Genomic DNA, 13,387 nt, shown 5'->3' on the forward strand with positions numbered 1-13,387 from the left:
CCGTGCCGGTACGGAAAGGGGGCGGCATGGCGCGCACGCGATATGCATCGGACCGGGGGCTGACGTCACGCATGCTCGTGACGATGTTCCTGCTCGGACTGGTCTACGTCGTCTTCGTGACGGCGTTCTTCGTCATCTCACCGACCTGGGGCGTGTTCGCGCTGATCGGCGCCTCGGTCTTCCTGTTCGCCCAGTACTTCTTCTCCGACCGGATGACGCTCTTCGCCATGCACGGCCGGGAGGTCACGCCGGACGAGGCGCCCGAGCTGCACGGGGTGATCGACCGGATCTGCGCGATGTCGGACGCGCCCAAGCCGCGGGTGGCGATCGCCGACACCGACGTGCCCAACGCGTTCGCGACCGGCCGCAACCAGAAGAAGGCCGTCGTCTGCGTCACCACCGGGCTGCTGCGCCGGCTCGACCCGGTGGAGTTGGAGGGCGTCCTCGCGCACGAGATGGCGCACATCGCCCACAAGGACGTCGCGGTCATGACGATCGCCTCGTTCCTGGGCGTCTGCGCGGGGCTCATCACCCGGTTCGGGCTGGAGTGGGGCCTCTGGGGCGGCTTCAGCCGCCGCGACGGCGACCAGAACACCGGGCTCGTCCTGCTCGCCGTCGTCGCGGTGAGCGCGGTCGCGTACGCGATCAGCTTCCTGCTCACCCGCGCCCTGTCCCGCTACCGCGAGCTGTCGGCCGACCGGGCCGCCGCGCTGCTGACCGGCCGCCCGTCGTCGCTGGCCAGCGCGCTGACGAAGGTCTCGGGTGAGATCGCCAGGATCCCCACCAAGGACCTGCGGGCGGCCGAGCCGTTCAACGCCTTCTTCTTCGCCCCCGCCTTCACCAAGGGCTTCAGCGTCTCCTCGCTGCTCGCCACCCACCCGCCGCTCGACAAGCGGCTCGCCCAGCTGTCGAAGATCTCCGACCAGATGAGCAGGGGAGTCTGACCCGTGGGATTCCTCGACACGCTGCTCGGCCGGTCCAAGCCGGTCAAGCCGGACCTTGACCGGCTGTTCGCGCTGTCCACCGCCGCGCTGACGCTGGAGGCGGGCACGGGCTTCACCCCGACCGGCCTCGGGTCGGTGTGCTTCCGCGCGGTCGAGGGCGGGGCGTTCGCCCGCATGCAGAAGGAGGTCCAGGAGCTGCTGGACGCGGGCGACGGGCCGGAGGTCGAGCTGAGCACCGACTCCTACGGCTACACCTGGCTGCTGGCCCGGCAGCCCGCCGACGACCTGCCCGCGCTGGTCACCGACCTCCACGCGGTCAACGCGACACTGGAGGCCAACGGCTTCGGCCCGCACCTGCTGTGCTCCCTCGTGGGCTTCACGGGGCCGGAGGGGCAACGGCTGGCGCTGGTCTACCTGTACAAGCGCGGCACGTTCTACCCGTTCGCGCCCCTGCCCGGCGACAAGCGCGACAACGCGCTGGAGCTGCAGGTGCGCGGCGCGGTCGGCGCCGACCTGCCGTTCGAGGACGACCTGTCGCGCTGGTTCCCCGTCTGGGGCGCCCCAGGCCTCTGAACGGAAGGCCTCCGAGCGGGAGACTCCGGGGGTCTCTGAACGGGATTTTTGTGTCACAGGGCACGTAATCGCCCGCACGCGCGTCCTACTGTTCGTTCCGTACCTGGAATGCAGGGGGATCGATGGTGCCTGCGCGCTATGCACGCGAGAGAGCCCTCACCTTGCGAATGGTGCTGGCGATGGCGTTGCTGGCGGTCCTGTACGGCCTGCTGGTGTGGCCCTTCTTCCAGATCTCGACGCTCTGGGGCGGCGTGGCGGTCGCGGCCGTCGCCGTCCTGCTCACGGCCCAGTTCCGCTACGCCGACCAGGTCGCGTTGTGGGCGATGGACGCGCGGGAGGTCGCCGCGGACGAGGAGCCCGAGCTGCACGCCCTCGTCGAGCGCCTGTGCATGTCGTCCGGGCTCCCCAAGCCGCGCGTCGCCGTCGCCGTCACCGACGTCCCCAACGCGTTCGCCGCCGGATGCCGCCGCGACCACGCGGTGGTCTGTGTCACCACCGGCCTGCGCGAACGGCTCGACGTGGCCGAGCTCGAAAGCGTCTTGGCCCATGAGATGGCGCATCTCGCGCATCGGGACGTGGTGGTGGCCACGATCGCGGGGTTCCCGGCGTTCTGCGGCGGGCTGATCGTCACGACCGTGAGCGGGCTGCTGCTGGGCGAGGGCCGTCCGGCCGCCCGGGTCGCCGGCGTGGTCCTGCTGCCCATGGTGCCGCTGGCCGCGCTGCTCTTCCCGGTGAGCCTGCTGCTGGACCTCGCGATCTCGCGGCAGCGCGAGCTGTGCGCCGACCGCGCCGGGGCGCTGCTGACCGGCCGCCCGTCGGCCGCGTCCGCCGCCCTCACGAAGATCTGCGAGGAGATCGAGGCCGCGCCCGCGGCGGAGCTCCGGGGGCTGCGGCCGCTGAACGGCCTCCTCACCGTGCCCGCGCGGGCCCGGGGCCGCGCGGCCGGCGACCTGCTGTCGACCCACCCGCCGGTGGACGTGCGGGTCCAGCGGCTCACCGAGGTCTCCCAGCGGCTCGCGAGCGGAAGAAGGTGACCATGTCGTTCGGAGACGTCGTGCTCGGCCGCTCGGGGCCCGCCGGCCCGGACCTGGACGCGATCTTCGGTCTGGTGCCCGCGGCCGCCGCGCTGGCGGCCGCGACGGGCTTCGTCCCGTCGGGGCTGGGCTCGGTGTGCTTCCGCACGGTCGACGGCGGCGTCTTCGGCGCGTTCGCCCAGGTCCAGCGGGAGCTGCGGCGCCTGGTCGCGACCGAGCCCGACGCCACCGCCGAGTACACCACCGACGCGTACGGCTGCGGCTGGGTGCTGGCGCGGCATCCGCCGGGCGAGCTGGAACGCGTCGTCGGCGACCTGCACACCGTCGACGCGGCGTTCGAGGCCGGGGGCTTCGGGCCGTACCTGCTGTGCTCGCTGACCGGGTTCGCCCGGCCCGACGGGCGCCGCCTCGCCCTCGTCCACACGTACGCGAGCGGCACGTTCTACCCGTTCGCCCCGGCTGCGGGCGGCGGCCGCGACGACGGCCTGGAGGACCGCGCGAGGGACGCCGTCGGAGCCGAGCTGCCCTTCGAGCGGGATCGTGGCCGGTGGTTCCCGCTGTGGGACGCTCCCGCGATCTGACGCCCCTGGCTGGCCGTCGCCGCGTGTGACAGGCTCGATCTTGTGGAGCCTGGAGTCCCGAGCGAGGGAGGATCCGTGGGCGCGCCCTGGAGCCATGACCGGTACTGCGACGCGGTCGAGCTGGAGATCTCACGGCTCGCCGGCGCCGCCCGGGAGGCCGATCTCGCTGCGCCGGTGCCGACCTGCCCGGGCTGGGACGTGGCCACGCTGGTCCGGCACATCGGCGGTGTGCACCGGTGGGCGGGCGGCATGGTGGCGGCGCGCTCGGAACGCCGCCTCGGCCTGCGTGATCTCGGCGTGAAGTTCCCCGAGGATCCCGCCGACCTGCTGCCCTGGTTCGCCGAGGGCGGGGCCGAGCTGCTGCGGGCGTTGCGTTCGACCGATCCGGGCACGCCGGTGTGGACGTGGGGCGCCGACCAGCGCGTGGGGTTCTGGTCGCGGCGGATGTTGCAGGAGACCGTCGTGCACCGCTGCGACGCCGAGCTCGCGCTCGGCCGGGAGCCGGTGATCGAGCCGGACGTGGCGGACGACGGCATCGACGAGCTGGTGGGGAACCTCTCCTACGCCGCCGCCTTCACCCCCAAGATCAAGGAGCTCGCGGGGGACGGCGAGACCCTCGCCTTCAGCGCCGCCGACACCGGCGGCCGGTGGTCGTTCCGCCTGACCCCCGAGGGCTTCACCGAGGGGCCCGGCGCCGCGGCGGGCGATCCCGGCGCCGCGGTGGACGCCGCCGCCGGCGATCTCTACCTGTTCCTGTGGGGCCGCCGGAAGCTGGGCGACCCGCGGCTGGCGATCTCCGGCGACGAGGCCCTGCTCATTCGCTGGGTCGAGCACACCGCCATCTGATCGCAAAGCCCGGGAACCGCCGGGTTCCGGCCTTCGTTCGTCCGCAGGCGTACGGCCGCCGGCCGGGCCTTCGTCCGCCGGATGAGGGCGCCCCATCCGGCGGACGGTTTCCGGCTACGGAAGGGCGAGCATCTGGTCGAGGGCGACGCGGGCGTAGTGGGCGGTCTCGGCGTCCACCTCGATGCGGTTGACGACCTCGCCGCGGGCCAGCGCCTCCAGCGACCAGACCAGGTGCGGCAGGTCGATCCGGTTCATGGTCGAGCAGTAGCAGACCGTCTTGTCCAGGAACATGATGTTCTTGTCCGGGTGGGCGTTCGCCAGCCGCTTGACCAGGTTGAGCTCGGTGCCCACGGCCCACGCCGACCCGGCGGGCGCGGCCTCGATGGTCTTGATGATGTACTCGGTCGAGCCGATCTGGTCGGCGTTCAGGACCACGTCGTGCCGGCACTCGGGGTGGACGAGGACGTTCACGCCGGGGACGCGGGCCCGCACGTCGTCCACCGACTCCTTGCTGAACCGGCCGTGCACCGAACAGTGCCCGCGCCAGAGGAGCATCTTGGCGTCGCGCATCTGCTGCTGGGAGAGCCCACCGTCGGGGCGGTGCGGGTTGTAGACGACGCAGTCGTCCAGGGAGAGGCCCATCTCCAGCACGGCGGTGTTGCGCCCGAGGTGCTGGTCGGGCAGGAACAACACCTTGGAACCCTTCGAGTACGCCCAGTCCAGCGCGCGCTTGGCGTTGGACGAGGTGCACACGACCCCGCCGTGGCGGCCGACGAAGGCCTTGATGTCGGCAGAGGAGTTCATGTACGTGACGGGGACCACGTCGTCGGCGATCCCGGCGTCCTCCAGGGCGTCCCAGCACTCCTCGACCTGGTCGAAGGTCGCCATGTCGGCCATGGAGCAGCCCGCCGCCAGGTCGGGCAGCACGACCTGCTGGTGCCCGGCGGTGAGGATGTCGGCCGACTCGGCCATGAAGTGAACGCCGCAGAACACGATGTACGGGGCGTCCGGCCGGGCCGCGGCCTGCTGGGCGAGCTTGAACGAGTCGCCCGTCACGTCCGCGAACTGGATCACCTCGTCCCGCTGGTAGTGGTGCCCGAGGACGAACACCTGGTCGCCGAGCGCCGCCTTGGCCGCCCTGGCCCGGGCCACCAGACCCGGGTCGGAGGCCGCGGGAAGCTCGCCGGGACAGTCGACGCCGCGCTCGCTGGCCGGGTCGGACCCGGTGCCCAGGAAGAGCAAAGGAAGATCGCGCACTGGGGTGGTCACTGGAGTCTCCCTCCCCGAGATGGGGGGCTTATCGTCGCTTTGACGACTAATAGTCGCATACATAGCGGACAATTGACCCTGCCGGGGTCGTCGCTGTGACATAGAACGCAGTTCCGCGGGACGTGAGAAGGTGGAATGCCCACGGGGCGAGGTACGTTGTCCTGTGGAAGAAGGCGGCAACGCCCTCGTGGACATGCGACAGTTCGCCGCCTGAGCGGCGTAGCGAGACCCGGGAGCTGAACACATGACGGTTTCAGGCGAGACCAGTACGCAGGAGACCACGCAGCAGGGCGTCGTCCTCACCGACGCCGCCGCCGAGAAGGCCAAGGGCCTGCTCGAGCAGGAGGGCCGCGACGACCTTGCGCTGCGTGTCGCCGTGCAGCCGGGCGGCTGCTCGGGCCTGATCTACCAGCTCTTCTTCGACGAGCGCGAGATGGACGGCGACCAGGTCCAGGACTTCGACGGCCTGAGCGTGCGCGTCGACCGGATGAGCGCCCCCTACCTGACCGGCGCCACGATCGACTTCGTCGACTCGATCGAGAAGCAGGGCTTCACGATCGACAACCCGAACGCCTCCGGCTCCTGCGCCTGCGGCGATTCGTTCAACTAGAGCGCGAGCGACACCCGAGCGGCCCGGACGATCCTTGTCCGGGCCGCTTCGTTCGTGTTTCCATGACGGTGCGGGGGGCGGACGTCAGGTGGGTTCCGTACCGCGATGGCCAGTAGGCTGTGGCCCTTGCGGGCACGACCCCCACGACGTTGGCCCGTCATTCCCCAGCCGGGTTGTAGAGAAGCCGGACAAATAGCCGGACGACACCACCACGAGGAGAGCGACCCGCCGTGCGCATCGCCGTGACTGGCTCCATCGCGACCGACCATCTGATGACCTTCCCGGGAAGGTTCACCGACAGCCTGCGCCCCGACCAGCTCGACACGGTCTCGCTGTCCTTCCTGGTGGACCAGCTCGACATCCGGCGCGGTGGCGTCGCCCCCAACATCTGCTTCGCCATGGGCTGCCTGGGCAAGGAGTCCCTGCTGGTGGGGTCGGTCGGCGACGACTTCGCCGACTACCGCTCCTGGCTGGAGCGGCACCGGGTCGACACCGCCTCGGTGCACGTCTCCGAGCTGCACCACACCGCCCGGTTCCTGTGCACCACCGACCAGGACCAGAACCAGATCGCCACGTTCTACGCCGGCGCGATGAGCGAGGCCCGCCTGATCGAGCTGCAGCCGATCGCCGACCGCGTCGGCGGGCTCGACCTCGTGCTGGTCAGCCCGAACGACCCCGAGGCGATGCTGCGGCACACCGACGAGTGCCGCGGCCGGGGCATCCCGTTCGCCGCCGACCCGTCCCAGCAACTCGCCCGCATGGACGGCGCCGACATCCGCCGCCTCATCGACGGCGCCGCGTACCTGTTCACCAACGAGTACGAGAAGGCCCTCACCGAGGAGAAGACCGGCTGGACCGACGCCGAGATCCTCGGCCGCACCGGCGTCCGCGTCACCACCCTCGGCGCCAAGGGCGTGGTGATCGACCGCGAGGACGAGGAGGGCCTGCACGTCCCCGCCGTCCGCGTGGACGCCGTGGTCGACCCGACCGGCGGCGGCGACGCCTTCCGCGCCGGCTTCCTCACCGCGATCGCCTGGGGCCTCTCACTGGAGCGCGCCGCCCAGGTCGGCAACCTCACCGCCGCGCACGTCCTGGAGGTCGCGGGCCCGCAGGAGTACCACCTGTCCAAGGCCCGCTTCCTGGAGCGCCTGACCGCCGCCTACGGCGACACCGCCGCCACCGAGGTAGAACCGCACCTCAACACCCCCAACCCATAAAGCAAATGGCCGTGCCCCCGCCTCGCTGGCGCGAGGCGGGGGCACGTCTGTATTTGGAGCCCCCCGCCCGTCAGTTGGGCTGGCGCACGTCTGTGCCCTGGTACCCCGCCCGTCCGTTGGGGCCGAGCCACGGCTGTGCTCTGGCCTGCACACGCGTGGTGGCTGCTTGTTCCCTCCCGGGGAGAGTTCAGCCGTCACGCGAGCGCGCTAACGGGTCGTGAAGCCAGCCGAAGGCAAGGCTTCACGAGAGATCGCGAAGCGATGCCGTCGAGGCCGTAAAAGAATCAATAAGTACGGCGAATGTGGAAGCCCCAGCCGCCGTGGGGGAGGGTCTCTTCGCGGACGAAGTCCTGGGACTTCATGCGGCACCAGGCGGGGATGTCGGTGCGGGCGGCCACGTCGTCGGCGAGGACCGCGATGACGTCGCCGACGGGGACCTCGCGGAGGCGCTCGGCCAGCATGATGATCGGGATCGGGCATTTGCGGCCCAGCGCGTCGATCACCAGGGCGGGCGGCGGCTCGTCGGGGACGGCGGGTTGCTGGGCGGCGCTGTCGGCGCCGTCCCGCGAGCCGTTCTTGGCGCGGCTTCGGAACCTCATGGGCGCACCCGCCTCCCTGTCGTCGGGGTCTGGGAGATGGAAATCATGGTGTCACTCCGGCGGTCCGGCGGAGCCGGGTGACGGCCTCGGGGAGAACGGCGAGGAAGCGGTCGACATCGGTCGATTTTGCTCCACGCGGCAGCGATACCCGGACGTTCCCATGGGTAATCACTCCCATCGCCTCGAGGACGTGACTGGGACGCAGCGTATCCGCCGTACAGGAACTTCCCGAGGAAACCGCGAATCCCAGCCTGTCCAGTTCGGTGAGAAGTGCCTCGCCCTCGACGTACAGGCACGAGAACGTCACGAGGTGGGGCAGGCGCGCGACGGGGTCGCCGACCACCTGGACGTCGGGGATGGCGCGGGGGACCCGGTCGCGGATCTGGTCGACCAGCGCCGACAGGCGGGGCCCGTCGGCCGCCATCTCGGACCGGTAGGCCGCCAGCGCGGCGGCCGCCGCGCAGGCGGCCGGCACGTTCTCGAATCCGGGGACCCGCCGTCCCTCGCGCTCGTCCTCGGGCAGCGGCGAGCGCCAGCGGGTGTTCTTGCGGACGACCAGCACGCCGACGCCCGCGGGGCCGCCCCATTTGTGGGCGCTGGCGGCGAGCACGGACCATCCGGGCGGCACGTCCATCCGGCCCGCCGACTGCGCGGCGTCCACGAACAGCGGCACCCGGGCGACGCGGCAGATCTCGGCGATCTCCGCGACCGGCTGCACCGTTCCCACCTCGTGGTTGGCCGACTGCAGGCAGGCCAGCGCCGTGTCCGGCCGCAGCGCGGCGGCGAACTCGGCCACGTCCACCCGGCCGTGCCGGTCGACCCCGACCGTGGTCACCTTGCCGTCGTCGCGCTCGTGCATCCCGGCGGCGTGCAGCACGCTGGAGTGCTCGACGGCGCTCACCACCAGGTGGCGGCCGATACGCCGGCGCGCCCGCAGCGCGCCGAGGACGCCCAGGTGCACCGCCTGGGTGCCGGACGTGGTGAACGACACCTCGTCGGGCCGTACCCCGAGCACCTCGGCGACGCGCGCACGAGCCTGGTCGAGGAGCAGCCGGGCGCCGCGGGCCGGGCCGTACAGCCGCGCCGGATCGGCCCATCCCGTCTCCAGGGCCCTGAGCAGGGCCTCGCGGCCCGCCGGATGCAGGGGTTCGGTCGACGCCGCGTCGAAGTACGCGATCATCGGCGGAGCGCCGAGCGAGTTAGCCACGCCAGAAACCCTAACCGGGCACCCGACAGAGGGGGTGGGTGACCCGCGCGCTACTGTGTCCCCCAAACGTGTAACAACTGATCTCACCGCCCGGGAGTTCCCTGGGCTCTCATCCGTGGGGAAGGCATTCCGTGAGTCCGACCCGCTCTAGGGAGCGGCGCACGCCTGTGCGCGGTCGCCGTGCATTGAGGAGCGCCGCCGCGCTGGGCCTGCTGGCGATGACCGCCACCGCCTGCAGCGGCGAGGTGTCCCGCCTGGGCATGCCCGAGCCGATCAGTGACCAGGCCGAGCGCATGCTCAAGCTCTGGCAGGGCTCCTGGATCGCGGCGTTCGCCGTGGGCGCCGTCGTCTGGGGACTGATCATCTGGGCGGTGCTGTTCCACCGCAAGCGCTCCGACGACCTGCCGCCGCAGGTGCGCTACAACATGCCGATCGAGATCCTCTATACGGCGGTCCCGTTCGTCATCATCGCGGTGCTCTTCTACTTCACCGCGCGCGACGAGAACTACGTCGAGAAGACCACTGACAACCCCGCGGTCACGGTCGACGTCACCGGCTTCCAGTGGAGCTGGCAGTTCGACTACAAGGAGAAGGACGCCGCGGGCAAGGAACAGACGGTCGCCTCCGTGGTCGGCACTCCGGTCGCGCCGAACGCCCCGTCGGGGGCCAAGCCGGTCATGACGATCCCGACCGGCCAGACGGTCCGCGTGCGGTTGCACGCCAACGACGTCATCCACTCGTTCTGGGTGCCGGCGCTCCTCTACAAGAAGGACGTCATGCCGGGCTACACCAACGAGTTCGAGTTCACCGCGCGTAAGACCGGCACCTACGAGGGCCGCTGCGCCGAACTCTGCGGCGTCGACCACAGCCGGATGCTCTTCCAGCTGAAGGTCGTGGAGCCCGCGGAGTACGCCAAGTTCATCGCCGATTCCAAGGCCAAGGCAGCGGGGGGTGCGAAGTGACGGCCATCGGTCACGCACCGAGCGCGCCGATCGCCGCGTCGCGGACGAGCAAGGGGCGGCTGGTCGCCTCCTGGATGTCGTCCACCGACCACAAGGTGATCGGCTATCTCTATCTGATCACGTCGTTCGTGATGTTCATGATCGGCGGCGTGATGGCGCTGATCATGCGGGCCGAGCTGTACAAGCCGGGCCTGCAGGTCGTGAGCAACGAGCAGTTCAACCAGCTGTTCACCATGCACGGCACGATCATGCTCCTGATGTTCGCGACGCCGCTGTTCGCCGGTTTCGCCAACGTCATCATGCCGCTGCAGATCGGCGCGCCCGACGTGGCGTTCCCGCGCATGAACATGCTGGCCTACTGGCTGTTCCTGTTCGGCAGCCTGATCGTGCTCGCGGGCTTCCTCACCCCGGGCGGCGCCGCCAGCTTCGGCTGGTTCGCCTACGCGCCGCTGTCGGACGCGGTGCGCTCGCCGGGCATCGGCGGCGACATGTGGGTGATGGGCCTGGCGATGTCGGGCTTCGGCACGATCATGGGCGCCGTCAACTTCATCACCACGATCCTGTGCATGCGCGCGCCGGGCATGACGATGTTCCGGATGCCGATCTTCACCTGGAACATCCTGCTGACCTCGATCCTGGTCCTGCTGGCGTTCCCGGTCCTGGCCGCCGCGCTGCTCGCCCTGGAGGCCGACCGCAAGCTCGGCGCCCACGTCTTCGACGCCGCGCACGGTGGCGCGCTGCTCTGGCAGCACCTGTTCTGGTTCTTCGGGCATCCGGAGGTCTACATCATCGCGTTGCCCTTCTTCGGCATCGTGACGGAGATCCTTCCGGTGTTCAGCCGCAAGCCGGTGTTCGGTTACATCGGCCTGGTGTTCGCGACGATCACCATCGCGGGCCTGTCCGTCACCGTGTGGGCGCACCACATGTTCGTGACCGGCCAGGTGCTGCTGCCGTTCTTCTCGTTCATGACGTTCCTCATCGCGGTGCCCACGGGGGTGAAGTTCTTCAACTGGGTCGGAACGATCTGGCGAGGGCAACTCACCTTCGAGTCGCCGATGCTCTGGTCGCTCGGCTTCCTCGTGACGTTCCTCTTCGGTGGCCTGACCGGCGTCATCCTGGCCTCGCCGCCGATGGACTTCCAGCTGTCGGACTCCTACTTCGTGGTGGCGCACTTCCACTACGTGGTCTTCGGCACCGTGGTGTTCGCGATGTTCGCCGGCTTCTACTTCTGGTGGCCCAAGTTCACCGGCAAGATGCTGAACGACACGCTCGGCAAGGTGCACTTCTGGATGCTCTTCATCGGCTTCCACGGCACGTTCCTCATCCAGCACTGGCTGGGTGCGGCGGGCATGCCGCGCCGGTACGCCGACTACCCCGGCGAGTTCATGGGGATGAACCAGGTCTCGACGATCTTCTCGTTCCTCCTCGGCTGCTCGCTGCTCCCCTTCTTCTACAACGTCTACATCACGGCGAAGAAGGGCAAGAAGGTCGAGGTCGACGACCCGTGGGGCTACGGCTCGTCGCTCGAGTGGGCGACCACCTGCCCGCCGCCGCGGCACAACTTCAACTCGATCCCGAAGATCCGCTCCGAGCGGCCGGCGTTCGACCTGCACCACCCGCACGTGGGCGCCAAGGGCGAGCTCGCCGAGGCCGGCAAGGGCACCGGGTCCGGCGGCGTCCTGGAAGGGAAGTAGCCGATGCGCGTTCAGGCGTTCATGTTCTACGGGTGCGCGGTGTTCTTCCTCGCCACCGACGTCGTCTACTGGCTCTGGTCCAAGGACTGGACGGGCACCACTGCGATGGCTCTGGCCGTCGGCCTGGCCGGCCTGATCGGGTTCTACATCCACTTCACGGTCCGGCGGCTGGAGAGCGCCAACGGCGGTCCGCTGTACGAGGACGACCCCGAGGGTGACATCGCCGACGCCGCGGGCGAGCTGGGCTTCTTCAGCCCGCACAGCTGGTGGCCGCTGTTCCTGGCGATGTCGGCCGCGATGGTCGCGCTCGGCGTGGTCTTCGGCTGGTGGCTGGTGATCCTGGGCGCCGCGGCGACGATCATGACTTCGGTCGGTCTGGTCTTCGAGTACTACCGGGGTCACTTCTCCCACTGACAGGCAAAGGATCCTCGAAGGGGCCGGTGTTCGCCAGCGGGCGGGCACCGGCCCCTTCATAATGGTCCGCGGTCCGCACGTCACCGTGCGGACACGGAGCCATGCATACAGTGAGGACCGGAGCGTGACGGTGCAGGTCGGCGTCCCAGGATCGGCGCGGCGCTGCCGCCGCGCCACCGCCGCGATGATCGGAATGACGATGGCGGCCGGTGCCGCCGGATGCTCGGACGGCGGCCTGACCGACGGCAGGGACGCCGTCAAGCTCTCGCTGACGCCGGGCGACGGCACGGGCTCGCTGCGTCCGGACAGCGCCATCGCGGTGCGGGCGCAGAACGGCACCATCGAGAACGTCACCGTCAGCACCAAGGGCGAGGCGGTCGAGGGCGTCCTCAGCGCCGACAAGAGCAGCTGGCAGTCGCGCTGGACGCTCGATCCCGCCACCAAGTACAAGGTCACCGTCACCGCGCTCGGCCGTGATGGCAAGACCCAGACCGTGACGAGCCGGTTCAGCACCGCCAAGGCGAAGAAGTCGCTGGAGACCGCGGTCGAGGCGCCCGCGAACAAGGAGACGGTCGGGGTCGGGATACCGATCATCTTGAACTTCGACGGCGAGGTGGACGATCGGGCCGCCGTCGAACGGGCCCTGGAGATCCGTTCGTCCAGGCCCGTCGAAGGCGCCTGGCACTGGTTCAGCGACCAGCGGGTGGTGTTCCGGACCAAGCAGTACTGGCCGCGGCACACCAAGGTCAGCTTCCGCGCCCATCTGAGCGGCGTACGCTTCGCCGGCGGGGTCTACGGCACCGGCAACCAGAACATCGACTTCACGATCGGCGACGAGCACATCGTCAAGGCGAGCGAGAACTCGCACGAGATGTCGGTCAGGGTGAACGGCAAGCTCAAGCGCACAATTCCGGTGAGCATGGGGATGGGCGGCCTCACGAAGTACATCACCACCAATGGCGATCACCTGACCATGGACAAGGGCAGCCCGGTCATCATGGACTCCTCCACGGTCGGATGCGGCCCGGGCTGCCCGGGCTACTACCGCCAGACGGTCTACTCGGCCGTGCGCATCTCCGACAGCGGCGAGTACGTCCACAGCGCGCCGTGGTCGGTCGGCGACCAGGGCAACAGCAACGTCAGCCACGGCTGCGTCAACGTGAGCCCCGGCAACGCCTCCTGGTTCTACGACCTGGTCTACCGCGGCGACCCGGTGAAGATCACGGGCACCGCGCGGGAGCTGGAGCCGGAGAACGGCTGGGGCTTCTGGCAGCTCGACTGGGACGACTGGACGAAGGGCAGCGCCCTCAAGCAGAGCCTCCTCGTCGGCCCGCAAGGCGCCACCCCGGCCGCGCCGGCACCCACCCCCTCCGGAGGGCCGGTGACCGACACCGCTCCGAGCACCCCCGTCAGCGGCACACCGCAGTCAAGTTGACC

At 70.0% G+C, this 13,387-nt stretch carries 14 protein-coding genes; 11 read left to right on the forward strand and 3 right to left on the reverse strand.

Annotated elements, in window-relative coordinates; genetic code table 11:
- The first annotated feature begins 26 nt into the window (after window positions 1-26).
- The 5 genes from htpX to ACGFNU_RS11990 all read left to right on the forward strand — a co-directional run bounded on the left by htpX (window position 27) and on the right by ACGFNU_RS11990 (window position 3,978).
- Window positions 27-944 (forward strand): zinc metalloprotease HtpX, encoded by a 918-nt coding sequence (htpX, locus tag ACGFNU_RS11970; RefSeq protein ID WP_392592671.1) that lies wholly within the window; start codon window positions 27-29, stop codon window positions 942-944.
- A gap of 3 nt (window positions 945-947) precedes the next feature.
- Window positions 948-1,517, forward strand: coding sequence for a hypothetical protein (locus ACGFNU_RS11975; RefSeq protein WP_392592673.1), 570 nt, complete (start codon window positions 948-950; stop codon window positions 1,515-1,517).
- Between the two features lie 179 nt (window positions 1,518-1,696).
- Window positions 1,697-2,551 (forward strand): M48 family metalloprotease, encoded by an 855-nt coding sequence (locus ACGFNU_RS11980; RefSeq protein WP_392592675.1) that lies wholly within the window; start codon window positions 1,697-1,699, stop codon window positions 2,549-2,551.
- A 2-nt stretch (window positions 2,552-2,553) separates the two neighbouring features.
- Complete coding sequence (locus ACGFNU_RS11985) at window positions 2,554-3,132, forward strand: hypothetical protein (protein WP_392592677.1); 579 nt, start codon at window positions 2,554-2,556, stop codon at window positions 3,130-3,132.
- A gap of 75 nt (window positions 3,133-3,207) precedes the next feature.
- Window positions 3,208-3,978, forward strand: a complete 771-nt coding sequence (locus ACGFNU_RS11990; protein ID WP_392592679.1) for a maleylpyruvate isomerase family mycothiol-dependent enzyme — start codon at window positions 3,208-3,210, stop codon at window positions 3,976-3,978.
- A gap of 114 nt (window positions 3,979-4,092) precedes the next feature.
- On the opposite strand, the gene nadA is transcribed toward ACGFNU_RS11990, so the two are convergent.
- A complete protein-coding gene (gene nadA, locus ACGFNU_RS11995; protein ID WP_392592681.1) occupies window positions 4,093-5,247 on the reverse strand; it encodes a quinolinate synthase NadA in 1,155 nt (384 codons plus the stop codon).
- A 244-nt stretch (window positions 5,248-5,491) separates the two neighbouring features.
- Here nadA and ACGFNU_RS12000 point away from each other — a divergent pair, with 244 nt between their 5' ends.
- Complete coding sequence (locus ACGFNU_RS12000) at window positions 5,492-5,857, forward strand: iron-sulfur cluster assembly accessory protein (RefSeq protein ID WP_151566302.1); 366 nt, start codon at window positions 5,492-5,494, stop codon at window positions 5,855-5,857.
- A 230-nt stretch (window positions 5,858-6,087) separates the two neighbouring features.
- On the forward strand, window positions 6,088-7,074 hold the full coding sequence (locus tag ACGFNU_RS12005; protein WP_392592683.1) for a carbohydrate kinase family protein: 987 nt from the start codon (window positions 6,088-6,090) through the stop codon (window positions 7,072-7,074).
- A 284-nt stretch (window positions 7,075-7,358) separates the two neighbouring features.
- On the opposite strand, the gene ACGFNU_RS12010 is transcribed toward ACGFNU_RS12005, so the two are convergent.
- Both ACGFNU_RS12010 and ACGFNU_RS12015 read right to left on the reverse strand, forming a co-directional pair.
- Window positions 7,359-7,673 (reverse strand): sulfurtransferase TusA family protein, encoded by a 315-nt coding sequence (locus tag ACGFNU_RS12010; RefSeq protein ID WP_392592685.1) that lies wholly within the window; start codon window positions 7,671-7,673, stop codon window positions 7,359-7,361.
- A 43-nt stretch (window positions 7,674-7,716) separates the two neighbouring features.
- Window positions 7,717-8,853, reverse strand: a complete 1,137-nt coding sequence (locus ACGFNU_RS12015; RefSeq protein ID WP_392593505.1) for a cysteine desulfurase family protein — start codon at window positions 8,851-8,853, stop codon at window positions 7,717-7,719.
- Window positions 8,854-9,047: 194 nt separating this feature from the next.
- Between ACGFNU_RS12015 and coxB the strand changes: the two genes are divergently transcribed.
- The 4 genes from coxB (at window position 9,048) to ACGFNU_RS12035 (ending at window position 13,385) form a co-directional block, all read left to right on the forward strand.
- Entirely contained in the window at window positions 9,048-9,842 is a 795-nt protein-coding gene (gene coxB, locus ACGFNU_RS12020) for a cytochrome c oxidase subunit II (protein ID WP_392592687.1), read from the forward strand.
- A gap of 74 nt (window positions 9,843-9,916) precedes the next feature.
- Window positions 9,917-11,536 (forward strand): cytochrome c oxidase subunit I, encoded by a 1,620-nt coding sequence (gene ctaD / locus ACGFNU_RS12025; RefSeq protein ID WP_392593507.1) that lies wholly within the window; start codon window positions 9,917-9,919, stop codon window positions 11,534-11,536.
- A gap of 3 nt (window positions 11,537-11,539) precedes the next feature.
- Complete coding sequence (locus ACGFNU_RS12030; RefSeq protein ID WP_392592689.1) at window positions 11,540-11,950, forward strand: cytochrome c oxidase subunit 4; 411 nt, start codon at window positions 11,540-11,542, stop codon at window positions 11,948-11,950.
- A 124-nt stretch (window positions 11,951-12,074) separates the two neighbouring features.
- The gene (locus tag ACGFNU_RS12035) at window positions 12,075-13,385 is read left to right on the forward strand and encodes an Ig-like domain-containing protein (protein ID WP_392592691.1); all 1,311 of its coding nucleotides are present in this window, start codon (window positions 12,075-12,077) and stop codon (window positions 13,383-13,385) included.
- Window positions 13,386-13,387 lie beyond the last annotated feature (2 nt).

This window comes from Spirillospora sp. NPDC048911 (genome assembly GCF_043198015.1).
Lineage (GTDB): Bacteria > Actinomycetota > Actinomycetes > Streptosporangiales > Streptosporangiaceae > Spirillospora.

Excerpts from the sequence above, each read along its gene's own strand:
- htpX (WP_392592671.1), top strand. The coding sequence starts at position 27 with ATGGCGCGCACGCGATATGCATCGGACCGGGGGCTGACGTCACGCATG.
- ACGFNU_RS11980 (WP_392592675.1), top strand. The coding sequence starts at position 1,697 with ATGGCGTTGCTGGCGGTCCTGTACGGCCTGCTGGTGTGGCCCTTCTTC.
- ACGFNU_RS11985 (WP_392592677.1), top strand. The coding sequence starts at position 2,554 with ATGTCGTTCGGAGACGTCGTGCTCGGCCGCTCGGGGCCCGCCGGCCCG.
- ACGFNU_RS12000 (WP_151566302.1), top strand. The coding sequence starts at position 5,492 with ATGACGGTTTCAGGCGAGACCAGTACGCAGGAGACCACGCAGCAGGGC.
- ACGFNU_RS12010 (WP_392592685.1), bottom strand. The coding sequence starts at position 7,673 with ATGAGGTTCCGAAGCCGCGCCAAGAACGGCTCGCGGGACGGCGCCGAC.
- ACGFNU_RS12015 (WP_392593505.1), bottom strand. The coding sequence starts at position 8,853 with ATGATCGCGTACTTCGACGCGGCGTCGACCGAACCCCTGCATCCGGCG.
- ctaD (WP_392593507.1), top strand. The coding sequence starts at position 9,917 with ATGTCGTCCACCGACCACAAGGTGATCGGCTATCTCTATCTGATCACG.
- ACGFNU_RS12030 (WP_392592689.1), top strand. The coding sequence starts at position 11,540 with ATGCGCGTTCAGGCGTTCATGTTCTACGGGTGCGCGGTGTTCTTCCTC.